The 22,307-nt window shown below is 67.3% G+C and carries 19 protein-coding genes, 1 tRNA gene and 1 other RNA gene; 8 read left to right on the top strand and 13 right to left on the bottom strand.

Going from position 1 to position 22,307, the window contains the following annotated elements; genetic code table 11:
- Window positions 1-184: 184 nt before the first annotated feature.
- The 3 genes from JSQ98_RS03210 to JSQ98_RS03200 form a co-directional block, all read right to left on the bottom strand.
- Window positions 185-3,250 carry a bifunctional [glutamine synthetase] adenylyltransferase/[glutamine synthetase]-adenylyl-L-tyrosine phosphorylase gene (locus JSQ98_RS03210; RefSeq protein WP_211648343.1) on the bottom strand — a complete coding sequence of 1,022 codons (3,066 nt, stop codon included), beginning with the start codon at window positions 3,248-3,250 and terminating at the stop codon, window positions 185-187.
- A gap of 18 nt (window positions 3,251-3,268) precedes the next feature.
- Complete coding sequence (gene glnA, locus JSQ98_RS03205; RefSeq protein ID WP_090148778.1) at window positions 3,269-4,606, bottom strand: type I glutamate--ammonia ligase; 1,338 nt, start codon at window positions 4,604-4,606, stop codon at window positions 3,269-3,271.
- Window positions 4,607-4,720: 114 nt separating this feature from the next.
- Window positions 4,721-4,924 (bottom strand): methionine aminopeptidase, encoded by a 204-nt coding sequence (locus JSQ98_RS03200; protein WP_200328931.1) that lies wholly within the window; start codon window positions 4,922-4,924, stop codon window positions 4,721-4,723.
- 80 nt (window positions 4,925-5,004) lie between these two features.
- Here JSQ98_RS03200 and map point away from each other — a divergent pair, with 80 nt between their 5' ends.
- Window positions 5,005-5,874: a type I methionyl aminopeptidase gene (gene map / locus JSQ98_RS03195; protein ID WP_211648341.1), complete on the top strand. Its 870-nt coding sequence runs from the start codon at window positions 5,005-5,007 to the stop codon at window positions 5,872-5,874.
- A 48-nt stretch (window positions 5,875-5,922) separates the two neighbouring features.
- On the opposite strand, the gene rnpB is transcribed toward map, so the two are convergent.
- From rnpB to JSQ98_RS03165, 6 genes are all read right to left on the bottom strand, one after another.
- Window positions 5,923-6,306, bottom strand: an RNA gene (rnpB, locus tag JSQ98_RS03190) — RNase P RNA component class A.
- Window positions 6,307-6,334: 28 nt separating this feature from the next.
- The gene (locus tag JSQ98_RS03185; RefSeq protein ID WP_200328935.1) at window positions 6,335-7,063 is read right to left on the bottom strand and encodes a zinc ribbon domain-containing protein; all 729 of its coding nucleotides are present in this window, start codon (window positions 7,061-7,063) and stop codon (window positions 6,335-6,337) included.
- A gap of 36 nt (window positions 7,064-7,099) precedes the next feature.
- Window positions 7,100-7,945 carry a Nif3-like dinuclear metal center hexameric protein gene (locus JSQ98_RS03180; RefSeq protein ID WP_211648340.1) on the bottom strand — a complete coding sequence of 282 codons (846 nt, stop codon included), beginning with the start codon at window positions 7,943-7,945 and terminating at the stop codon, window positions 7,100-7,102.
- A gap of 4 nt (window positions 7,946-7,949) precedes the next feature.
- A complete protein-coding gene (locus JSQ98_RS03175; RefSeq protein ID WP_090148763.1) occupies window positions 7,950-8,615 on the bottom strand; it encodes a methionine ABC transporter permease in 666 nt (221 codons plus the stop codon).
- Window positions 8,615-9,643, bottom strand: a complete 1,029-nt coding sequence (locus JSQ98_RS03170) for a methionine ABC transporter ATP-binding protein (RefSeq protein WP_283242013.1) — start codon at window positions 9,641-9,643, stop codon at window positions 8,615-8,617. Before JSQ98_RS03170 ends, JSQ98_RS03175 begins: the two co-directional genes overlap by 1 nt.
- An 81-nt stretch (window positions 9,644-9,724) precedes the next feature.
- The gene (locus JSQ98_RS03165; protein ID WP_090148757.1) at window positions 9,725-10,642 is read right to left on the bottom strand and encodes a MetQ/NlpA family ABC transporter substrate-binding protein; all 918 of its coding nucleotides are present in this window, start codon (window positions 10,640-10,642) and stop codon (window positions 9,725-9,727) included.
- Between the two features lie 226 nt (window positions 10,643-10,868).
- Here JSQ98_RS03165 and JSQ98_RS03160 point away from each other — a divergent pair, with 226 nt between their 5' ends.
- From JSQ98_RS03160 to JSQ98_RS03145, 4 genes are all read left to right on the top strand, one after another.
- Window positions 10,869-12,308 (top strand): glyceraldehyde-3-phosphate dehydrogenase, encoded by a 1,440-nt coding sequence (locus JSQ98_RS03160; protein ID WP_090148754.1) that lies wholly within the window; start codon window positions 10,869-10,871, stop codon window positions 12,306-12,308.
- 51 nt (window positions 12,309-12,359) lie between these two features.
- A complete protein-coding gene (locus JSQ98_RS03155) occupies window positions 12,360-13,205 on the top strand; it encodes a universal stress protein (RefSeq protein ID WP_090148752.1) in 846 nt (281 codons plus the stop codon).
- Window positions 13,206-13,236: 31 nt separating this feature from the next.
- Entirely contained in the window at window positions 13,237-13,884 is a 648-nt protein-coding gene (locus JSQ98_RS03150) for an MBL fold metallo-hydrolase (RefSeq protein WP_211648339.1), read from the top strand.
- Between the two features lie 93 nt (window positions 13,885-13,977).
- Window positions 13,978-15,213 (top strand): MFS transporter, encoded by a 1,236-nt coding sequence (locus JSQ98_RS03145; RefSeq protein WP_090148747.1) that lies wholly within the window; start codon window positions 13,978-13,980, stop codon window positions 15,211-15,213.
- Here JSQ98_RS03145 and JSQ98_RS03140 read toward each other — a convergent pair.
- Entirely contained in the window at window positions 15,210-16,283 is a 1,074-nt protein-coding gene (locus JSQ98_RS03140) for a glutathione S-transferase family protein (RefSeq protein WP_211648338.1), read from the bottom strand. The two genes, JSQ98_RS03145 and JSQ98_RS03140, sit on opposite strands and share 4 nt — an antisense overlap.
- A gap of 28 nt (window positions 16,284-16,311) precedes the next feature.
- Window positions 16,312-16,848, bottom strand: a complete 537-nt coding sequence (locus tag JSQ98_RS03135) for a flavin reductase family protein (protein WP_200328945.1) — start codon at window positions 16,846-16,848, stop codon at window positions 16,312-16,314.
- Window positions 16,849-16,958: 110 nt separating this feature from the next.
- Here JSQ98_RS03135 and JSQ98_RS03130 point away from each other — a divergent pair, with 110 nt between their 5' ends.
- A complete protein-coding gene (locus JSQ98_RS03130; RefSeq protein WP_200328947.1) occupies window positions 16,959-17,444 on the top strand; it encodes a glutathione peroxidase in 486 nt (161 codons plus the stop codon).
- A gap of 4 nt (window positions 17,445-17,448) precedes the next feature.
- Here the strand turns inward: JSQ98_RS03130 and JSQ98_RS03125 are convergent.
- Window positions 17,449-17,525 (bottom strand) — tRNA-Val (locus JSQ98_RS03125).
- Between the two features lie 84 nt (window positions 17,526-17,609).
- Window positions 17,610-18,077 (bottom strand): redoxin domain-containing protein, encoded by a 468-nt coding sequence (locus JSQ98_RS03120; RefSeq protein ID WP_211648337.1) that lies wholly within the window; start codon window positions 18,075-18,077, stop codon window positions 17,610-17,612.
- A gap of 245 nt (window positions 18,078-18,322) precedes the next feature.
- Here JSQ98_RS03120 and aceE point away from each other — a divergent pair, with 245 nt between their 5' ends.
- On the top strand, window positions 18,323-21,049 hold the full coding sequence (aceE, locus tag JSQ98_RS03115; protein ID WP_211648336.1) for a pyruvate dehydrogenase (acetyl-transferring), homodimeric type: 2,727 nt from the start codon (window positions 18,323-18,325) through the stop codon (window positions 21,047-21,049).
- A 32-nt stretch (window positions 21,050-21,081) separates the two neighbouring features.
- Window positions 21,082-22,293 (top strand): PucR family transcriptional regulator, encoded by a 1,212-nt coding sequence (locus JSQ98_RS03110; RefSeq protein WP_090149772.1) that lies wholly within the window; start codon window positions 21,082-21,084, stop codon window positions 22,291-22,293.
- Window positions 22,294-22,307: the final 14 nt, after the last annotated feature.

Genomic DNA, 22,307 nt, shown 5'->3' with positions numbered 1-22,307 from the left:
CTAGGACTCGAGTTCGTCCTCGAACTCGGCACCGTCTTCAGCGAGCAGCGCCTCGAGGAACCTCTGCAAATACTGCATAACGATCAGGTTACGCTTCCGGTGGGGTTTGCGCGAGCGTTTTCGGTGAACGGTGTCCGAATTCCGTCTGGCTTGTCGTCGTTCGGCGCTGTCGAGCGACGTCCGATCATGTCACGGTGAACCGAGGAGCATCCTCGTATCCGAAGAACTCCCGTTCGAAGACGGCGCGCGCCCGGCGAGACACTGCGAACCACCGTTCCTCGAGTTCAGACGTGTGCGTCCGGGACATGCCGAGTACGCCCGCGATCCCCGCCAGGTCGTTCCAACCCGTGGGCAGTGAATTCGAAGAGCGGCCGGTCCACAGCTTCAGTGCCGTGCGCACCCGGCTCGCGAAGCGCCAAGAATCGAGCAGGTGTTCGATGTCGTCTTCCCGCAGGAGGCCGACCTCGCCCGCCGCCTGGAGGGCCGCGACCGTCGACACCGTGCGCAGCGCAGGGTGCTCTGCGCCCGAACGCAATTGGAGAAGCTGCACCAGCCACTCGACATCGCTGATGCCGCCCGGACCGAGCTTCAGATGCCGCTTGGGATCGGCGCCGCGCGGGAGACGCTCCGCCTCGACGCGCGCTTTGATGCGGCGCACCTCGCGCACCTGTTCTTCGGCGAAGTGCTGAGGGTATCTGATCTCATCGGCGAGCGACACGAAGTCGGCGCCCAGGCGCGCGTCGCCTGCTACCGGTCGTGCGCGCAGGAGCGCCTGCGCCTCCCAGATGACCGACCAGCGAGCGTAGTAGGCGCGATACGCGTCGAGGCTCCTGACCAGGGGTCCGTTCTTGCCCTCGGGTCGAAGATCGAAATCGAGATCCACCGGGAAGCGAGGATCGGCGACCGCTCGCCGCAGCTCGGAGATCAGCCTCGTCGCTTCCCGGGAGGCGCGGTCGCTCGCAACGTCCGGTGGTGCACGGAACACGGCGATGAGGTCGATGTCAGACGCGAAGCCCAGCTCCCGCCCTCCGTACCGGCCCATGCCGATCAGCGCCAGCTCGATCGCGGGCGGCGCCTCACCGCCCGATTCCGAGTTCGCCGGAGCTTTGCCGTACGGGGCTGTGCCGCCGCGCACCGAGAGCAGCAGGGCGTCGAGGAGGGCCGTGTGCGCCGCATCGAGACCGGCGGCGACCGCGACATCGTCGATCACCCCGACGATGCGCCCCATGGCGAGACGCAGCACCTCTCGGCGATGCACCGCTCGAAGCGCGACCGCAGCGGAATCGATGCCAGCTCGGCGCGAGGCGATGGCCCGCATCTCGTCGAAGAGCGTCTGCAACTGCATGGGTTGCAAAGATTCGTCACGCTCGAGCCACGCAACGGCCTCGGGGATGGATTCGAGGAGCTCGGCGGCGTACCTGGAGTTCGAGAGCACTCGGGTGAGGCGCTCAGCGGCCTCGGTGCCGTCGCGAAGCAGTCGCAGATACCAGGGGGTCTCACGATTCGCCTCGCTCACCCGGCGGAACGCGAGCAGTCCGAAATCAGGGTCGGTTCCGTCGGAGAGCCACTGGAGCAGCACCGGCATCAGGTTTCGTTGGATCATCGCTCGCCGGGACGTGCCCCGCGTGAGCGCCGCCATGTGGCGCATCGCGCCATCGGGATCCCGGAAGCCCACGCTCGCGAGGCGCGCCCGCGCGGCGTCGCTGCCGAGCACGAGCTCCTCCTCCGGGAGGGACGCTACGGCGCTGAGCAGCGGCGCGTAGAAGATCTTGAGGTGCAGTTGGCGCACCTCTCGCTTTCGCGCCGACCATCGGGAATGGAGCTCAGCGGCCGACGGCGCCAGGCCGGTCGCGCGAGCCAGCACTCGGAGTTCGTGCTCCTCGGTCGGCATCAGCGCCGTGCGGCGCAGGTCGCGCAACTGCAGACGGTGTTCGAGCACGCGAAGGAAACAGTAGTCGGACGCGAGGCAGTCGCCGTCGCTGCGCGCGATGTACCCGCCGTCCACGAGTGCTCGCAGTGCCGGCAGCGTTCCGGCGACGTGCAGGCTCTCGTCGTACTGGCCATGGACGAGCTGCAGGAGCTGCACGCTGAACTCGATGTCGCGGAGGCCGCCGGGTCCGAGTTTGAGCTGCACGTCGAGCTCTTCATCGGCGATGTGCTCGGTGACGCGTTCGCGCATGCGCTGCACGGACCCGACGAAGTCCTCCCGCGACGACGACGTCCACACCAGCGGGCGCGTGTCTGCGACGAAGGCTGCGGCGATCTCCAGGTCGCCCGCCAGGGGGCGCGCCTTGAGCAGCGCCTGAAACTCCCACGCCTTCGCCCACCGATCGTAGTAGCTGCGCATCGAGCCGAGAGTTCGCACGAGCGGCCCGTGCCGGCCCTCGGGCCGCAGGTTCGCGTCGAGCTGCCACAACGGCGGTTCGATCGCCGGATCATGGATGCCTCGCATCACCTCGCTCGCAAGACGGGTACCGAGACGGATGAGCGCGTCGCCGTCGAGGGCATCGGCATTGCTGCTCTCGACGACGAAGATGACGTCGACATCGGAGACGACATTCAGCTCACCGGCGCCGCACTTTCCCATCGCGATGATACCGAGCTGCAGGGCATCCATTCGTTCCGGCGAAACGACCGGGCCAGATGCACCCGCTGCGAGCGTCGCTCTCGCGACGTGGAGCGAGGCATCGATCGCGGCAGCTGCAAGGCCGGAGAGGGACTCGGCTACCGCCTCGAAGACCTGCTCCGCCCGCCCGTCACGCCCGGCGTAGAGATCGAAGAGCATGAGCTGCGCGAGCAGCTCGCGGTAGCGCGTGCGCAGCGCGATCCACCCCGCCTCTGCGACGAGCGGCTCTGCGGTGTCGCCATCCGACACCGCCCGCAGCAGTTCCTCACGCGCGTCATCCGCCGAGATGACCGCACCGCCCTCGTGCAAGATCTCAGGAAGCCGGGCCGGGTGCCGCGTGAAGAAATCCCCCAGTGCGGGCGACGCGCCCACCAGTACGCAGAGCCGTGCGAAGTCGTCGAAGTCGATGGCCGCGAGCACGTCGCGGTGCTGTTCCGAGAGCTGCCGCACGCGATGGAGCGCCGCGTCGGGATCCGCCGCAGATGCGAGTCCGGAGAGCAGCGGGGCGATCGGTTGCGCCAATCGCTCTGCCAGTTCCGTCAGTGCGTCCCGTGCGTCAGCCAGATCCTGGAATCCGGCGCGGGCGATCTCCGACAGAGTGACGGTGAAATGCTCGCGTGCCATTCGTCCAGCGTAGACCGATCAGATGGTGTCGAGCATCGATGAGAGCTCGTACGGCGTGACCTGGCTGTGGTACTCGGTCACCTCGCGGCGCTTGTCGCGGATGAAGTAGGCGAACACCTGCTCCCCCAGCGTCTCCGCGACCAGCTCCGAGCGCTCCATCACTGCGAGGGCGTGGTCCAGGCTAGCCGGCAAGGGATCAAAGCCCATGGCGCGGCGTTCCCCGTCGCTCAGGGCCCAGACGTTGTTCTCGGCCTCCGGCGGAAGTTCGTACTCTTCACGAATACCCTTCAGGCCGGCGGCGAGCAGCATCGAGAACCCGAGGTACGGGTTCACAGCGCTGTCCATCCCGCGGTACTCGACGCGCGCCGCGTCGCCCTTGCCCGGCTTGTACATCGGCACGCGCACGAGCGCCGACCGGTTGTTGTGGCCCCAGCTGACGAACGACGGCGCCTCGTCTCCGCCCCAGAGCCGCTTGTACGAGTTGATGTACTGATTCGTCACGGCGGTGATCTCGGGCGCGTGCCGCAGGAGGCCGGCGATGAAGCGGCGCCCCGTCTGCGAGATCTGGTATCTGGCGCCTGGATCGTAGAAGGCATTCGTGTCGCCCTCGAGCAGCGAGAGGTGCGTGTGCATGCCCGACCCGGGTTGCCCGGCGAGCGGCTTCGGCATGAACGTCGCATGCACTCCCTGCGCGATCGCGACCTCTTTGACGACCGTGCGGAAGGTCATGATGTTGTCGGCCGTGGTGAGCGCGTCGGCGTACCGCAGGTCGATCTCGTTCTGCCCCGGGCCGGCCTCGTGGTGGCTGAACTCGACGGAGATCCCGAGTTCCTCCAGCATGTTCACGCTCTCGCGGCGGAAGTCGTGCGCCGTGCCGCCGGGAACGTTGTCGAAATAGCCGGCACGGTCAACCGGTACCGGACCGCGGGCGTCGAACTCCTTCGACTTCAGCAGGTAGAACTCGATCTCGGGATGCGTGTAGAAGCTGAACCCCTGCTCCGCGGCGGTCGCGAGCGTGCGTTTGAGCACGTTCCGCGGATCCGCGACGGCCGGTTCGCCGTTCGGGGTGCTGATGTCGCAGAACATGCGGGCAGTCGGAGACGTCTGGCTGCGCCACGGCAGCAGCTGGAAGGTCGACGGATCGGGCACCGCGAGCAGGTCCGACTCGTACGCGCGCGTCAGCCCCTCGATCGCAGAGCCGTCGAAGCCGATCCCTTCACTGAACGCTCCCTCGACCTCGGCGGGCGCGAGCGCGACCGACTTGAGCGTTCCCGAAACATCGCTGAACCAGAGTCGAACGAACCTGACACCGCGCTCCTCGATGGTGCGCAGAACAAAATCGCGCTGCTTGCTCACGCCTACTCCGTTCGTCGTTGCTGTCTGCGGGCACGTCGCACGCGAAATACGCGCTCCGCCTCCGCCGATGGCCACAGACTATCCCCTGACCGTGACAATCGTGTTACGGCGTGATCAGTCCTCGGCGGCTTCCTCTTCGCGCCATTTGCGAGCTCGCTCGGCGACGATTTCCTCAGCACGTGCGGCTTCTTCGCGCGTCGCGAACGGGCCGATGCGATCGACCGAGAGCGACTGCGGCCCGTCCTCGACCTGACCCGTGCGCGTATTGAACCAGAACGTATCGGCGGGATCGTCGATCCCCCACTCCTGCTTGCTCATGTCGGCCTCCACTCAGCGCTTGCGCGCACTCGATGACGTCTGCGTTCGGCTCCGCCTCCCGCACTTCCTAGACTAGAGGCATGCCCTTCGACGCACACGGACACCTGATCCCCGGTTCCCGACCGGCGCCCCGCGCTGTTCCGAGTGCGATCCCCCGACCGCCGTACGTCGGCCTCGCTGCTCCGCCCTCGTATGAGGGCGACAACACCTACACGGACGACGAGGTGGACCGCATCCGAGCCGCGGGTCGCATCGCGGCAGGAGCGCTCGATGCCGTTGCGGAGGCGGTCGCGCCCGGTGCGACCACCGCAGCGCTCGATCGCGTCGCGCACGAGTACGTGACGGCTCACGGCGCTTACCCGTCGACTCTCGGGTACCGCGGGTATCCCGCGTCGTCCTGCACGTCGGTCAACGAGGTGATCTGCCACGGCATCCCGGATGACACGGTCCTGCGAGACGGCGATCTCGTGAACGTCGACGTCACCGCGTTCCTCGACGGCTTCCACGGCGACACCAATCGGACCTTCCGCGTCGGCCGAGTGTCGGAGGAGGTCGACCTGCTCGTCGAGCGCACGCACGAGGCGATGATGCGCGGCATTCGCGCCGCGAAGCCCGGACGCGCGGTGAACGTCATCGGCCGCGTGATCGAGACGTACGCCAAGCGCTTCGGTTACGGAGTCGTCCGTGATTTCACCGGGCACGGTGTCGGCTCGGCCTTTCACACCGGACTCATCGTCCCGCACTACGACTCGGCGCCCGCCTACGGCGACATCATCAAGCCGGGCATGGTGTTCACAGTGGAACCCATGCTCACGCTGGGAACTCACGAGTGGGAGCAGTGGGACGACGGCTGGACGGTGGTGACACGGGATCGGAGTGTGACCGCGCAGTTCGAGCACACGGTGCTCATCCGAGAGGACGGTTTCGAACTGCTCACCGTGTCCGACTGAAGCCGGAGAGACGGGAGCCTCGGACGACGCACCCGTGCGCTGTGCAGTGGAATGGGCCGGATCATACGCCGGGTTCTGTTCCGGCCGGCGAACCGGCCGGTGACGATCATCTCTCTCGGAGTACCGTTGCCGGCACTCTCTAGCGGCCTACCCGAGGACTCGGCGGGGCGCGTCATCATCCTCTGTCTGGCCTTGCTCCGAACGAGGTTTACCTGGCCGCCCGTGTCACCACGAACGCCGGTGGTCTCTTACACCACCCTTTCACCCTTACCGAGCGCGGCGAACCACGCCAGGCGGTCTACTCTCTGTTGCACTTTCTCGCGGGTTGCCCCGGGTGGGCGTTACCCACCGTTCTCCCCTGAGGAGCCCGGACGTTCCTCGGCGGTCCCGCTGCCGAGGCGGCGGAACCGACGCGATCGTCTCACCGACCCATTCCAGAGATCAGCTTACTCGACGCGCCCTACTCCTCGTCGACGCGCACGAGAATCGCACCCGTGCCGGGGCAGAAGACGATCTCGTCGGGAGCTGCGGCACGGATTCCGCTCAGCTCGGCGGGGGCGAGCGCCATATTGCTGGCCTCTGAGACATTTCCGCGAAGACGAGCCGCGCCGATCCCGACGCGCTTGCGCAGTTCCTCGTACAGGCCGAGCACGTCGCGCTGCAGTTCAGCCGCGACGCCGGCGCGCTCCTCAGCGTTCGACGCCAACTCGCGATCGATCCGCTGCTCCGCCTCCGAGATACGGGCTTCGATATCGGCGCGTCGCGCGTCGACTCCTGCGAAGAGCTCCTCGGCCAGCGAGAACGCCTGCAGTGCGCGTTCCTGCGCCTCCATGAGTTCGAGTTCGCGATCCTCGAGCTCCGACTGCCGGCGGGTCAGCGTCTCCAGTTCGGCTTGGAGCGCCTGCGCCTCCTTGCTCGAGGTGCTCGCCGCGAGCAGCTGCTCGTCACGGTCTCGTCGCTGCTGCACGAGTGCGACGTCGGCCTCGATGCGCTCCAGGTCAGCATTCTGCGTATCGAGCTCGCGCTGCGCCGCCATGTACTTCGCTCTCGCGTCGGAGGCGTCGCCGCTCAACCCGATGAGTTCAGCCCGCTCGGGCAGCGTCGCGCGCTTCCGCCGCAGACGGGCGAGCGTGTTGTCGAGGTCTTGGAGATCGAGCAGGAGTCGCTGCTGCCGCGGGCTGGCCTTCATGGGTGCCAGCCTACCGGCCCCGCCGGGTTCCGGCTCTCACGCCTGGCGGGCGCCGACGGAGAACGTCCACGGGTCGGTGCAGATGCCGCTCACGTGGAACTCGACACCTGGCAGTCGCTCGGCGAGGCGGTCGGCTGCTCCGTCCAACCACAGCGATTCGCTCGCCCAATGCGCGACGTCGACGAGAGCCGGCCCGCCGGAGACAGCACCCGTTTCGACGGCTTCCTGCGCCGGGTGGTGCCGGAGATCGGAGGTGAGGTAGACATCCGCTCCGCGGACAGCTGCGTGATCGAGCAGGCTGTCCCCCGCTCCGCCGAGGAGCGCGACGCGCTGCACGGAGCGATCAGGATCTCCCGAGACCCGCACCCCCGAGACCGTGGCCGGCAGCGCAGCTGCGACACGATTCGCGAACGCCCGCAACGATTCAGGCGACTCGAGCTCGCCGATCCGCCCGATGCCGATCGACGGGTCCGACGCGTGCGGCACGATCGGCGAGCTTCCCATGAGACCGAGCCGCTCGGCGATGACGTCGGAGACGCCGCCGGCCGGCTGATCGGCGTTCGTGTGCGCGGCCAGCAGTGCGCAGCCTCCGCGGATCAGCCGCGCGATCAGCGCCCCCTTCGCCGTGTCCTCGGCCAGGGAGTGCACCCCGCGGAGCAGCAGCGGGTGGTGCGTGAGCAGGGCGTCGGCACCCCATTCGATCGCTTCCGTCACGGTGGCGTCGACCGCATCCACCGCGAGGAGCACTCGGCGCAGCGGTGCGGCGTCTGCGCCGGAGACGAGACCGACGCGGTCCCACCCCTCAGCGATCTCCCCCGGCCACAGCTCCTCCGCGACCGCTCGCAGATCGGCGAGCTCGAACGATCGTTGCGTCTGGGACATGCGGTTACCTCCTCAGCAGCTTCCGCGCGATGACATTGCCGAGCAGCTGCACGATCTGCACGATGATGATGATGAGCAGCACGGCGGCCCAGGTCACCCACGGGTTGAACTGCCGGTACCCGTACTGCAGCGCGAGGTTTCCGAGCCCGCCGCCCCCGATCACGCCGGCCATCGCGGTCATATCGACGACGGCGATGAAGGCGAAGGTGTACCCGAGCACGACGGGGCCGAGGCCCTCGGGAATCAGCACCGTCAGTATCGTTCGCCACGGGCCGGCTCCCATGGCGCGCGATGCTTCGATGACGCCCGGAGGCACGGTCAGCAGATTCTGCTCGACGAGTCGGGCGATGCCGAAGGTCGCGGCGAAGGTCAGCACGAAGATGAGCGCGCGATCACCGATGCCGGTTCCGACGACGACGCGGGCGAGCGGCTGGATCGCGGCGATCAAGATGACGAATGGAATCGGTCGGAAGAAGTTGACGAGGAAGTTCAGCACCACGTAGACGCCGCGGCTCTGCAGCACCCCGCCCTGACGCGTCACCGTCAGCAGCACGCCCAGCACGAGCCCGAGCACGCCGCCCAGGCCCATGGCGATGACCACATACGTCAGCGTCTGAATCGTCGCTTCGAGGAACTTGCCGTTGGAGAGCAGTTCGATGAGATTGTCCATTACGCCAGCACCTCCAGAGCCGTCTCCTGCGCGAGCGCCGCGATCGCGTGCTCGACCTTCAGATCGTCGCCGATGAGTTCGAGGGTGAGCTTGCCGAAGCTCCGCCCGCCCACATCGGTGATGCCGCCGTGCACGATGCTCACGCCGACGCCGCGTTCGGCGAGAGTGCGGAACACGACGGGCTGATCGACATCGCCATCTCGGAACGTGAGCGCGATGAGCCTGCCGCGATGCCGTTCTCGCAGCTCGTCGAGCCGTTCGGCCCGCGGCTCGGTCGGCAGCGCCGTCGCGACGAACCGCTTCGTGGTCTGCGACTGCGGGTCGGAGAACACGTCGAAGACGTCTCCCTGCTCCACCGCGCTGCCGCTGTCCATGACGGTGACGCGGTCGGCGATCTCCCGCACGACCTCCATCTCGTGCGTGATCAGAATGATGGTGATGCCGAACTCGGCGTTCACCCGTTTGAGCAGCGCGAGCACCTCCCGCGATGTCTGGGGGTCGAGGGCGCTCGTGGCCTCGTCGGCGAGCAGCACGCCGGGGTTGGTCGCGAGGGCGCGGGCGATGCCGACGCGCTGCTTCTGGCCGCCGGAGAGCTGGTCGGTGAACGCGCCGCTCTTCTCTGACAGGCCGACGAACTCGAGCAGTTCCGCGACTCTGCGCTTCCGCTCCGCAGCCGGCACGCCGGCCACGACCAGCGGATACTCGACGTTCTTCGCGACGCGCTTCGAATGGAACAGGTTGAACTGCTGGAAGATCATGCCGATGCGGCCGCGCACTTCGCGCAGTTTCGACTCGCGAAGCGAGGTGATCTCGTCGTCGCCGACGAGGATCCGCCCGTCGCTCGCGTGCTCCAGCCCGTTCACCAGGCGCAGCAGCGTGCTCTTACCCGCACCGGAGTACCCGATGATGGCGTGGATCTCGCCGGAGGCGACGTCGATCGTCACATCGTCGACGGCGACGACGGGCGCGGCGTTCGCGCCCCGCCCCGGGTAGCGCTTGGACACGCCGATCATCTGGACGCGGGTCATCGCGTCTCCTTTCGGGTCTCATAGCAACGGGGCGCTCGGAAAACCGAACGCCCCGATCCTATGCGGAAACAGCGAGCCGATTCAGCCCTTGCTTTCGGCGATCTGCGCCTCTGCGTCGTCCTGGATCTCCTGCAGCTCAGCAGCCGGGGTGTCGAGCAGGATCGCGGAGTCGCCCGAGTTCTCAGCGACGCCGGCCTGCACCTCTTCGTTGGTCTGGTAGATCTCGATCAGCTTTTTGAAGGTCTCGTTGTCGGCGTCGTCGGCGCGCGCAGCGAAGATGTTGATGAAGTACTTCGCTCCCTCGTCGCTCGGATCGTCCTGGTAGAGGGCCTCGGAGAACTCGAGGCCGGCGTCGGTGACGAAGTCGTTGTTCACGACCGCGGCATCGACATCAGCGAGCGACGTCGCCGTGAAGGATGCATCCATCTCCGTGACCTCGACCTTGGACTTCGCCGCGTCCACGTCGTCGGGCGTCGAGAAGAGTGTTCCGCCATCGGAGAGCTCGATGAGCTCGGCCGACTGCAGCACGTTCAACGCACGGGCGCGGTTGCTCGGATCCGACGGGACTGCGACGGTGCCGCCTTCCGGAATGTCCTCGAGCGCATCGTGCTTCGTCGAGAACACCGCGAGGGGGTAGATCGCGGTCGCGCCGACGGAAACGAGGTCGTCGTCGTTCGACACGTTGTAGTCGGCGAGGTACTGGATGTGCTGGAACTGATTCAGATCGAGTTCGCCTTCGGCCAGCGCCGGGTTGGGCTGGTTGTAGTCGGTGAAGTCGATCAGCTCGACGGTGATGCCCTCGTCGGCGGCGGCATCCGTGAAGGTCTGCCAGTACGGATCGCTTGCTCCGACGACGCCGATCTTGACCGTCTCGGAGCCTTCGCCGGAGTCGGCAGCATCGTCGGACGCGCCGGTCGAGCACCCGGCGAGAACGGTGGCGGCGGCGAGAGCGCACGCCGTGAGCGAGGCGGCGAGAGTGCCGCGCTTCGTGAACGTCATAGTGTTCCTCAATGTAGGGATTGGGGATGCGAGCCGTCAGCCCGCGGGGTCGCATCCCAGGATGTGCGACGGACGCCGGGCTCCGAAATCCGCCTGTCACACAGCGTCATGCGCGCGCCGGGCGCGTTCGCCGCACGCCCGTGGGATACTGGAGGCGAGACGTCGAACGTCTCCGGCGGGCAGGCCGATCCCTCGTGTACTCCTCAGGAAGGAACCCTCCGTTCACATGAACCAGCGTGCTGACGATCACCTCGAAGCGTGGAAGGCGAAGCAGGAGCTCGCAGAGCGCATGATCCCGCTCATCGGCCAGCTGTACCGGGACCACGACGTCGTCATGTCCGTGCACGGTCGCAGCCTCGTCGGCCGATCGCCCATCGACATCATCCGGGCCCACAGCTTCGCCCGGAAGATCGATGACGTCGAACTGCCGCTCGTCGAGACTTCGGCCATCGTGACGGCTCTGGCGCGCATTCAGCCCGGTCCCGCCTCCGTCGACCTCGCGCTCCTCGCCAAGGCGTTCCGGGATTCGGGCAGCGACGATCTCGACGCGTATCTGCGCGAGACCCTGCCCGCCGCGGATGCCGCTGCAGGCGGGAGCGGCACCGACGTCGTTCTCTACGGTTTCGGCCGGATCGGCCGCTTGCTCGCCCGCATCATCATCGAGCACACGGGCAGCGGCAACGGCCTGAATCTTCGGGCGATCGTCGTGCGCCGCGGCGCCGAGAACGACCTCGAGAAGCGCGCGAACCTGCTGAAGCGCGACTCGGTCCACGGCCCCTTCAACGGCACCATCAAGGTGCTCGAAGACGAGAACGTCATCCTGGCGAACGGCGTGCGGATCCAGGTGATCTACTCGGACGACCCGGCGAGCGTCGACTACGGCCAGTACGGCATCGAGAACGCGATCCTCGTCGACAACACGGGCCGCTGGCGCGACGCCGACGGACTCGCGCAGCACCTGGAGAACCCCGGCATCGCGCGCGTGCTACTCACCGCACCGGGCAAGGGCGAGCTGCTGAACGTGGTCTACGGCGTCAATCACGGAGCCATCAGCGATGACCAGCGGATCCTCAGCGCCGCTTCGTGCACGACGAACGCGATCACCCCCGTGCTCAAGGTGCTCAACGACCGCTTCGGCGTCACGCGGGGGCACGTGGAGACCGTGCACTCCTACACGAACGACCAGAACCTCACCGACAACTTCCACAAGGGCGCTCGACGTGGTCGCTCGGCAGCCCTCAACATGGTGCTGGCCGAGACCGGTGCTGCGAAAGCCGTCGCAAAGGCGCTCCCCGAGTTCGCCGGCAAGCTGACCGGCAACGCGATCCGAGTGCCGACGCCCGACGTGTCGATGGCCGTGCTCAACCTGCAGCTCGAGCGGGAGACCAGCCGTGAAGAGATCAACTCCGCCCTGGAAGAGGTCTCGCTGACCGGAGCGCTGCGCACGCAGATCGATTACGTCGAGTCGGACGAGATCGTCTCGACCGATTTCGTCGGCTCCAACCGCGCCGGCATCGTCGATGGCCTCGCGACCATCGCGACTGGAGACAGCGCGGTCGTGTACGTCTGGTACGACAACGAGTACGGCTACAGCTGCCAGGTCGTGCGCATCATCGAGCACCTCGCGGGTGGCCACCCGGTCCACCTTCCGGTACTCGAGAGCTGAGTCGCTCGCGGCCCTGCTCACTCGAACATCAACGGAGAGAAAGGACAGATCATGTCTGAGAAGTACCTCATCGGAGTCGATGGATCCGAGCAGAGCAGGGTCGCGCTCGCCTGGGGCCTCGCGCGGGCCACGGAGCGCGGCGCCGCCGTGGAGCTCATACATGTGGCGGACGACTCGTTCCTGTCCGAGAGCGTCGCGTTTCTATCGGAAGCGCAGCAGGCCTCTGAGCAGATGCTGCAGGCCGAGACGGTCTACGCCCGCGAGCTCGGCTTCACCGGCACCATCACGGGAACCGCCGTCGTCGGGCACCCGATCGCCGAGATCGAGGCGGCGTCGAAGCGGGCAGACCTGGTGGTGCTCGGCGCGCACCAGGGCGGGCGCTTCTCGGGTTCGTTCTTCGGCACGCGCGCGGTGAAGGTGGCTGCTACCGCCCACTGCCCTGTCGCCGTCATCCCCCAGACCGAGACGCGACCGAACGCCCCCGTGGTGGTCGGCGTCGACGGGTCGGAGGCCTCCAAGCGGGCGATCGCTTTCGCGTCCGAGCAGGCGTCCCTGCGAGAGGTTCCGCTCGTCGCCGTGTACGCGTGGATGCCCCCGCTCACCCCGGGACTCGAGTACCTCTGGAGCGAAGAGCTGGTCGAAGCTCAGCGCGCCGCGGCGGAGGAGGCGATCGCCATCGGCGTCGCCGGCATCGCACATCGATACCCGGATCTCGAGGTGCGCCGCGAGATCATCCAGTCGTCGCCGGTCGCAGCCCTGGTGCAGGCAGCCGAGCACGCGGAGCTGCTCGTGGTCGGAAGCCGCGGCCGCGGCGGGATTTCACGACTGCTGCTGGGCTCGGTGAGCCACGGCGTGCTCCAGGCGCTGCCGTGCCCGGTCGTCATCACCCGTGGATAGCGCACCGTCTCAGGAACAGGAGCCTGCACCGATGAACGAAGTACGGGTCGAGTGCGTGACGACTCAGGGCACGATCCTCGTCGATCGTGGCGGTGCTGAGCCGGAGGCGTTTCCCATCGAGAACAACGTATGGATCGTCGGGGACGATGAACAGGTCGTCATCATCGACGCGAGCCATGACGCCGGCGCGATCGCCGAAGCTGTCGGCGATCGCGAGACCCTCGGCATCCTCCTCACGCATGGTCACAATGATCACGTCAATGCTGCGGTCGAACTCGCCTCGCGCCTCGACGCCCTGATCCATCTGCATCCCGATGACCTGTTCCTCTGGAGCGAGACGCACGGCGACCGGCTTCCCGACATCGAGCTCGCCCACGCCGCTTCGTTCATGGTCTCGGGTGTGGAGCTGACGACGCTCCACACCCCGGGTCACACGCCCGGCTCCGTCTGCTTCGCCGCGCCCTCGCTCGAGACGGTCTTCTCCGGGGACACGCTCTTCCAGGGCGGTCCCGGCGCGACCCGGTGGGAGTACTCGAGCTTTCCCGAGATCATCGATTCGATCCGCACACGGTTGTTCCCGCTCCCCGGCGAGACATCCGTGCGGCCCGGCCATGGAGCAGGGACCACGATCGCATCGGAGCAGCCCGCCCTTGAGAACTGGCTGGCGCGCGGCTGGTGAGATCCACCCGGTAGTCTTGCTGGGTCGCCGTGACGCGGCAGTACTTCGGCGTCGCGCACGTCGCTCCGCACACTTCCGGGAAGGCGTCTCTCGATGACCCACCTCACGCCGCTTCGCCGCGGATTCGCGCTCTTCGCACTCGCGCTCGGCGGTTTCGGGATCGGCGTGACGGAGTTCGCGACGATGGGGTTCCTCCCGGAGATCGCCCACGACCTCCTGCCGGGTTTCGCCGAGTCGCCCGACACGGTCATCGCGCGAGCGGGTTGGCTGATCACCGCCTATGCGCTCGGCGTGGTGGTCGGCGCACCCACCTTCGCGGTGCTGGCCGCCCGCATGTCGCAGACGAAGCTCGCCTTCCTCCTCCTGGGGCTCTTCATCCTCGGCACGATCGCCTCCGTCTTCATGCCGACGTTCGGATCGCTCGCGATCGCGCGCTTCATCGCTGCGCTGCCGCACGGCGCCTACTTCGGAGTCGCGTCGCTTCTCGCCGCTCGCATCATGGGCCCGGGAATGCAGGGCAGAGGGATCGCGCTCGCCCTCTCGGGCCTGACTGTCGCCAACGTCGTCGGCGTTCCGATCGCGACGTGGATCGGCCAGGTCGCCGGATGGCGCTGGGCGTACGTGCTCGTCGCGGTGATCTTCACCGCGACGCTCCTGCTGTGCGTCGCCTTTCTCCCCCGCTTCCCCGGAAACCCGTCGCGCAGTGCCATGCGCGAGCTCTCGGCGCTCCGCAACTACCGACTGTGGATCATGATCGGTGTCGGTGCCATCGGGTTCGGCGGGTTCTTCGCCGTGTACTCGTACATCGCCGAGGTCACGACGCGGCTCACGGGGCTTCCGGAGGCGGCGGTGCCGTGGGTGCTGGCCGGTCTGGGCCTCGGGATGACCATCGGCAATCTCGCGGGCGGCTGGGCGAGCGACAAAGATCTCACCCGCACGATCGTCTTCGGCTTCAGCTCGTTCATCGCCGTGCTCATCGCGTACGCCCTCGTCGCCTGGCATCCCGTTGGGCTCATCGTGACGACGTTCCTCCTCGGCGTGACGTCGTCGGTTCTCATGCCGTCCATCCAGTCGCGCCTCATCCGCGTCTCAGGGGAAGCGGCGCTTTTCGGCGCCGCCATCAACCATGCCGCGTTCAACGTCGGCAACAGCCTGGGCGCATGGCTCGGAGGACTCGCCATCGCCGGGGGCCTCGGCTATCTCGCACCCGGCTGGGTCGGCGTCGTGCTCGGCGTCATCGGCATGGCGCTCGCACTCGCCGGGATCGCCGTCGAACGTCGTGACAAGGCGCGAAACCTCGACACCGTCGGCGTCGCGGTTCCGCGCTAGCGCCGCGGAGCGGGCGGCGTGCCGTCGCCGAACGGCTCTCCGCCCAGATGCTCGCGCCCGTGAGGGGTCTCCCAGTTCGAGAGGTCGGGACCGAGTGGCACGATCCGCGTCGGATTGATGTCGGAGTGCGTGGCGTAGTAGTGCTGCTTGATCTGCGTGAAATCGATGGTGTCGCCGAAGCCGGGCGTCTGGAAGAGATCTCGTGCGTACCCCCAGAGGTGCTCCATCTCGCTGAGCTTGTTTCGGTTCGCCTTGAAATGCCCGTGATACACCGGATCGAAGCGCGCCAGCGTCGTGAAGAGGCGCACGTCGGCCTCCGTGATGGTGTCGCCCATCACGAACCGGCGCGTGGAGAGACGCTCCTCGAGCCAGTCCATCGCCGTCCACAGCCGCTCGTACGCGGCGTCGTACGCCTCCTGGCTGCCCGCGAAGCCGCAGCGATAGACGCCGTTGTTCACCTCCGTGAAGATCCGCTCCATCACCGGCCACATCTCGTCGACGAGCTTGACGGGCAGCAGGTCGGGAGCCCCTGGCCGGTGGAACTCGCGCCATTCGGTCGAGAAGTCGAGCGTCATCTGCGGATAGTTGTTCGTCACGACGCCACCGCTCGGCACATCGACGATCGCCGGCACGGTGATCCCGCGCGGGTACCCGGGGAACCGCTTGAAGTAGTGCTCCTGCAATCGCTCGCTGCCGAGCACGGGGTCGCGGCCATCGGGGTCGAGATCGAAGGTCCAGGACCGCGCATCGTGCACCGGCCCCGGCTGCCCGAGCGAGATGACGTCTTCGAGTCCGAGCAATCGCCGCACGATGAGCGTGCGATTCGCCCACGGGCAAGCCGCGGCCGCGATGAGGCGGTACCGTCCCGGCTCGACCGGCCACGCTTCCGCCCCCTCTGAGAGTCCGAAGCCGAGCGAGCCGATCTTCGACTCCGGCGGCGCCGGCAACGCGGCCACGGCCTCCGGGTCGGCGACGATGCGATCCTCGATGTACTGAGTGTCGCGCTCGAAGGCGCCTCCGGTCACGTAGCTTCCCATGGACGATTCGGATGATTCGGACGATGCGCTCATCGGTTCTCCTCTGGTCGTGCTGTCGATGCTAGGGGCGTTCGGCTGAGGGCAGCGTGTGGAAGCGGCGATCCACGTACACCATCGGATCAGCGGCATCCCCGAACACGGCTCCGAGCACCTCGGCGACCACGACCACCGAGGATCCGACGCCGAGCGTGTGGAGCGGGCGGCAGCGCAGCGCGACTCGCGAGGCAGGCAGGTACGGCTCGCCTGTGGCGAGAGACGACCACCCCTGCGCGGCGGTGAAGCGCTCAGCGCCCGACACGGCGAACGCCTGCGCGACCTCCGCGTGTCGCGAGTCGAGGAGATGCACGAGATGCGTGTCGGCGCTCAGCACGCCGCCGGCGCTGCCCGTGGCGCGCGTGACGGAGAAGGCGATTGCCGGCGGATCGATCCCCACGGAGGCGACGCTGGAGGCCGTCAGCCCCACCGGCCCATCCTCCGTCATCGCGGTGATGAGCGCGACGCCGGCAGGGTGTTCCCTGAAGGCCTGTTTCAGCGCATCCGCGCCGGTCACCCCGCTCGCGTCGAATCCCACCGTTGCATTCTCCGGGGCCGAACTCATGCGCACCGTGCCTCTCTCAGACTCAACGGAATGCGAACGCACCCCGACACCGATCCCAACGTATCGTGCGGCCGGTTCATTCCGTCGCGCCGCTGGCCTAGGCTGTGGACATGCAGCTTCGCGACATCTCTTTCACGACCATCGACGGCGACCCGGTCTCCCTCGCCGACTACGCCGACCGGGCGGTGCTCGTCGTCAACGTCGCGTCGAAGTGCGGGCTGACGCCGCAGTACGAGAAGCTCGAGGCCCTGCAGCGGCAGTACGGCGATCGCGGGTTCACCGTACTCGGATTCCCGTGCAACCAGTTCATGAATCAGGAGCCCGGTGACGGCGAGGAGATCAAGACGTTCTGCTCCACGTCGTACGGCGTCACCTTCCCCCTCATGGAGAAGGTGAAAGTGAACGGGCGTCGCAAGCACCCCTTGTACGAGCAGCTCCGCGAGATCCCGGATGCTGACGGCAAGGCCGGGCGGGTGAAGTGGAACTTCGAGAAGTTCTTGGTCGCTCCCGACGGGTCGGTCGCGCGCTTCCGCCCCACCGTCGAACCCGACGACCCTTCGATCGTGTCGGCAATCGAAGCGGCACTGCCGAGGTAGGTGATGGTGGGCCCGGAGGGACTCGAACCCCCGACCCTCTCGGTGTAAACGAGATGCTCTAACCAACTGAGCTACAGGCCCGATGCCGCGTTGCGGCACCCCATAGCTTAGGGGAATCCCCGGCCCGCCGAGAAATCGGGAGGCTCACGGCGCACTTGGCGCTCGTCATTCCGCAGCGAGGGCTCGAAGCGCGTCGCCGTAGTCGGCGAGCGGGCGAGCTTCGCCCACCGGTGATTCGAAGGACGCGGCGACGAGCCCGTCGCGACCGATCAGGACGCTCGCACGCGAGGCTGCGCCCGTGCGTTCAACGAAGGCGCCGTACGCGCGCGAGACAGCGCCGTGCGGCCAGAAGTCAGAGAGGATCGGAAGCTCGAATCCTTCGTGCTCGGCCCAGGCTCGCAGCGTCCACACCGAATCGACCGTGACGCCGATCAGTCGCACCGAGTGCTCTGCGAACAAGCCCTGGCTCGCAGACAGCTCGGCGAACTCCGCGGTGCAGATGCGCGAGAAGGCGAACGGTACGAAGACCAGCGCGACGGGACCATCGAGCAGCAGCTCAGACAGAGCGACCTCCGCGCCGAACTGATCCGACAGCGTGAACTCGGGCGCCAGCGCACCCGCTGCGAGCACCATGAGGACTCCTATTCCGGCCGAACGACCCGATCGCGATGCAATGCGACCAACTGTAGCCAAACACCGAACACCGTGCGGATTGTGCTGAAATCACACACGATGGGCGTCGGCTGAATGATCCTTCGTACAAATTCGATAGTCTGGAGCCACACCCGCGAATCCAGCGGGCGCCTTTCGTGCAGCGCGCCGACGCACCAACCAGCGGTTCTGGCTCCTGCACGCCTCATGGTGAATGGAGCACAATCTTGGCCGTCAACACGCAGGATCCCTACGCAAGCGGGAACGAAGATCAGGATCCGCAGGAGACCGCCGAATGGCGCGAGTCCCTCGACGCGGTCGTCGAAGAGCGGGGCGCAGGGCGCGGCCGCGAGATCATGACGAGCCTGCTCGACCGCTCCCGGCAGCTGCACCTCAACGTGCCCCAGGTGCCGACCACCGATTACGTCAATACGATCGCCTCCGACGACGAGCCCGACTTCCCGGGCAACGAGGAGCTCGAGCGCAAGTACCGCTCGTGGATCCGTTGGAACGCGGCGATGACCGTGCACCGCGCGCAGGCCCCCGGCATCGGCGTCGGCGGTCACATCTCGTCGTACGCGTCGGCCGCCTCTCTCTACGAGGTCGGGTTCAACCATTTCTTCCGCGGTCAGGATCACCCGGGCGGCGGCGACCAGATCTTCGCGCAGGGGCACGCCTCCCCCGGCATGTACGCACGGGCCTTCCTCGAGGGGCGGCTCACCGCCGACCAGCTCGACGGGTTCCGTCAGGAGAAGTCGCACGCGGGCGGCGGCCTTCCCAGCTACCCGCATCCGCGCCTGGCGCCCGAGTTCTGGCAGTTCCCCACGGTGTCGATGGGACTCGGTCCGATCAACGCCATCTACCAGGCCCAGCTCAACAAGTACCTCACGAACCGCGGCATCAAAGACGCCTCTGACCAGCACGTCTGGGCCTTCCTCGGCGATGGCGAGATGGACGAGGTCGAGAGCCGCGGGCAGCTCCAGGTCGCAGCGAACGAGGGCCTCGACAACCTGACCTTCGTCATCAACTGCAACCTGCAGCGCCTCGACGGTCCGGTCCGCGGCAACGGCAAGATCATCCAGGAGCTCGAGAGCTACTTCCGCGGCGCCGGCTGGAACGTCATCAAGGTCATCTGGGGTCGCGAGTGGGACGACCTGCTGGAGCGCGACGTCGACGGCGCGCTGCTCAACATCATGAACACGACGCCCGACGGCGACTACCAGACGTACAAGGCCGAGAACGGCGCGTACATCCGCAACCACTTCTTCGGCAAGGACGAGCGCGCCATGCATCTCGTCGACGACTACAGCGACGATCAGATCTGGCAGCTCCGCCGCGGCGGCCACGACTACCGCAAGGTCTACGCGGCGTACGCCGCAGCGCTCGCGCACAAGGGTCGCCCCACGGTCATTCTCGCGAAGACGGTCAAGGGATACGGGCTCGGCCCGCACTTCGAGGGTCGCAATGCGACGCATCAGATGAAGAAGATGACGCTGGACGACATCAAGACGTTCCGCGACACCATGCGCATTCCGATCTCCGATGCGCAGCTCGAAGCCGATCCGTACCGCCCGCCGTACTACTTCCCGGGCAACGATGACGAGGCGATCCAGTACATCCATGAGCGCCGTCGCGAGCTCGGCGGATACCTTCCCGAGCGCCGCACGAAGCACACCGAGCTGGCGCTGCCCGAGAAGAAGACGTACGCCATCGCCGCGAAGGGATCCGGCACGCAGGAGGCCGCGACGACGATGGTCTTCGTCCGTCTCCTCAAGGACCTGATGCGCGACAAGTCGTTCGGCCCGCGCATCGTCCCGATCATCCCCGATGAGGCCCGTACCTTCGGCATGGATTCGTACTTCCCCACGTCGAAGATCTACAACCCCAACGGGCAGAACTACGTCTCCGTCGACCGCGAGCTGCTGCTCGCGTACAAGGAGAGCCCGCAGGGCGTGCTGATCCACGTCGGCATCAACGAGGCGGGCGCCGCCGCCGCGTTCACCGCGGTCGGCACCTCGTACTCGACGCAGGGCGAGCCCCTCATCCCTGTCTACATCTTCTACTCGATGTTCGGGTTCCAGAGAACGGGTGACGCATTCTGGGCCGCCGGCGATCAGATGGCGCGCGGCTTCGTGATCGGCGCCACCGCCGGCCGCACCACGCTCACGGGCGAGGGGCTGCAGCACGCCGACGGCCATTCGATCGCACTCGCCGCGACCAACCCCGCGGTCGTCTCGTACGACGCGGCGTACGGTTACGAGCTCGGGCACATCATGCGTTCGGGTATCGAGCGCATGTACGGCGGAGAGCACCCGGATCCGAACGTCATGTACTACCTGACGGTCTACAACGAGCCGATCGTGCACCCTGCTGAGCCCGAGAACGTCGACGTCGAGGGCATCGTCCGCGGAATCCACAGGGTTCGCGCCGCGGAGTCCGGCACGCACAGTGCGCAGATCTTCGCGTCCGGCGTGGCCGTGCCGTGGGCGCTCCAGGCGCAGCAGATCCTCGCCCGCGACTGGGACGTCGCCGCTGATGTGTGGAGCGTCACGAGTTGGACCGAGCTCGGTCGCGACGGCGTCGCAGCGGAGGATCACAACTTCCGCAACTTCGGCGACGAGCCGCGGGTGCCGTACCTGACCGAGAAGCTGCGAGGTTCCGACGGACCCGTCGTCGCCGTGAGCGACTGGGCCACCCAGGTGCCCGAGCAGATCCGCGCGTTCGTTCCGAACGACTACTCAGTGCTGGGCGCCGACGGCTTCGGGTTCTCCGACACTCGCGCAGCGGCGCGTCGCTACTTCGGCATCGACCGGGAATCGGTCGTCGTGAAGGTGCTGCAGCGTCTCGCGCTGCAGGGCAAGATCGACGCCGACGTGCCTCGCCGCGCTGCCGAGCAGTATCGCCTCGGCGACGTGAACGCCGGCTCGACGGGCGGCGCAGGCGGGGAGTCCTGACGGACGCCCCGATGCAGCCCGACGCCACGCCCATGGATCGAACGAAAGCGCAGGAGCTCGCGTGGCTCCGCACGATCACCGGTGAGCTCTCGACCCGCACGATCACCCGGCTCGACGACACACTCCCCTGGTACGGGAATATGCCGCCGAGCCGGCGATCGGCGATCGGACTGGTCGCCCAGACCGGCATCAGTTCGTTCATCCAGTGGTACGAAGACCCGACGTCGACTCCCTGGATCGCGTCCGACGTCTTCAGCGCCGCTCCGCGCGAGCTGCTCAGATCGATCAGTCTGCAGGAGACCCTGCAGTTGATCCGGGTCGTGGTCTCGGTGGTGGAGGATCGCGTGGCGCCGAAGAGTGAGGCGCTGCGGGAGGCCGTGCTCCACTACTCGCGCGACGTGGCCTTCGCGGCCGCCGACGTCTATGCGCGGGCAGCGGAGGCGCGCGGGCTCTGGGACGCCCGCCTCGAAGCGCTCGTCGTCGATTCGATTCTGACAGGCGAGAGCGATGACGAGCTGCCCAGTCGAATCGCGGCGCTCGGTTGGCACGGCGATGGAGAGGCCGCCGTTCTCGTCGGCACCGCCGAACGCTATGTGGACGTCGACCAGTTGCGACGCTCGGCTCGCCACGCGGGCGCAGATGTGCTGATCGGCCTGCAGGGCACACGTCTCGTGCTCGTGCTCGGACGCCTCGACGCGCCCCTCCCCGAGCCGGGGGCTAATGGTGCTGCCGAGCGGCTGTCATTCCTCGAGATCGCTCAACGGCTCGCCGACGGGTTCTCGGACGGGCCGCTCGTGCTGGGCCCCACCGTCGAGAACCTGGTGGATGCATCGCGCAGCGCTCGAGCGGCACTCGCCGGGGTCGCCGTCGCACGCTCGTGGCGTCACGCACCCCGCCCGGTGGCCGCCGACGATCTCCTTCCCGAGCGCGCGCTCGCGGGAGACGGACTCGCACGACGCACCCTCATCGAGCAGATCTACGAACCGCTCGCCGCGCACTCTGGCGAGCTCCTCGAGACGCTCTGGTGCTACCTCGACAACGGAAGGTCGCTGGAGGCCACCGCGCGGGAGCTGTTCGTTCATCCGAATACCGTGCGCTACCGCCTGAAAAAGGTCTCCGACGTCATCGGGTGGAATGCCACCGGTGCGCGCGAAGCCCTCATTCTGCAGTCCGCGCTCATCGCCGGGTCGATCGCGCAGCACGGCCGCCGTACCCCGGCTCCGAAGCGGGAAGGGTCGCGCTAGCGAGCCCTCGTGAC

Source organism: Leucobacter manosquensis, from assembly GCF_018304845.1.
Taxonomy (GTDB): domain Bacteria; phylum Actinomycetota; class Actinomycetes; order Actinomycetales; family Microbacteriaceae; genus Leucobacter; species Leucobacter alluvii.
The sequence above is the reverse complement of the archived record's forward strand: the minus strand, read 5'-3'. Positions and strand labels throughout refer to the sequence as shown.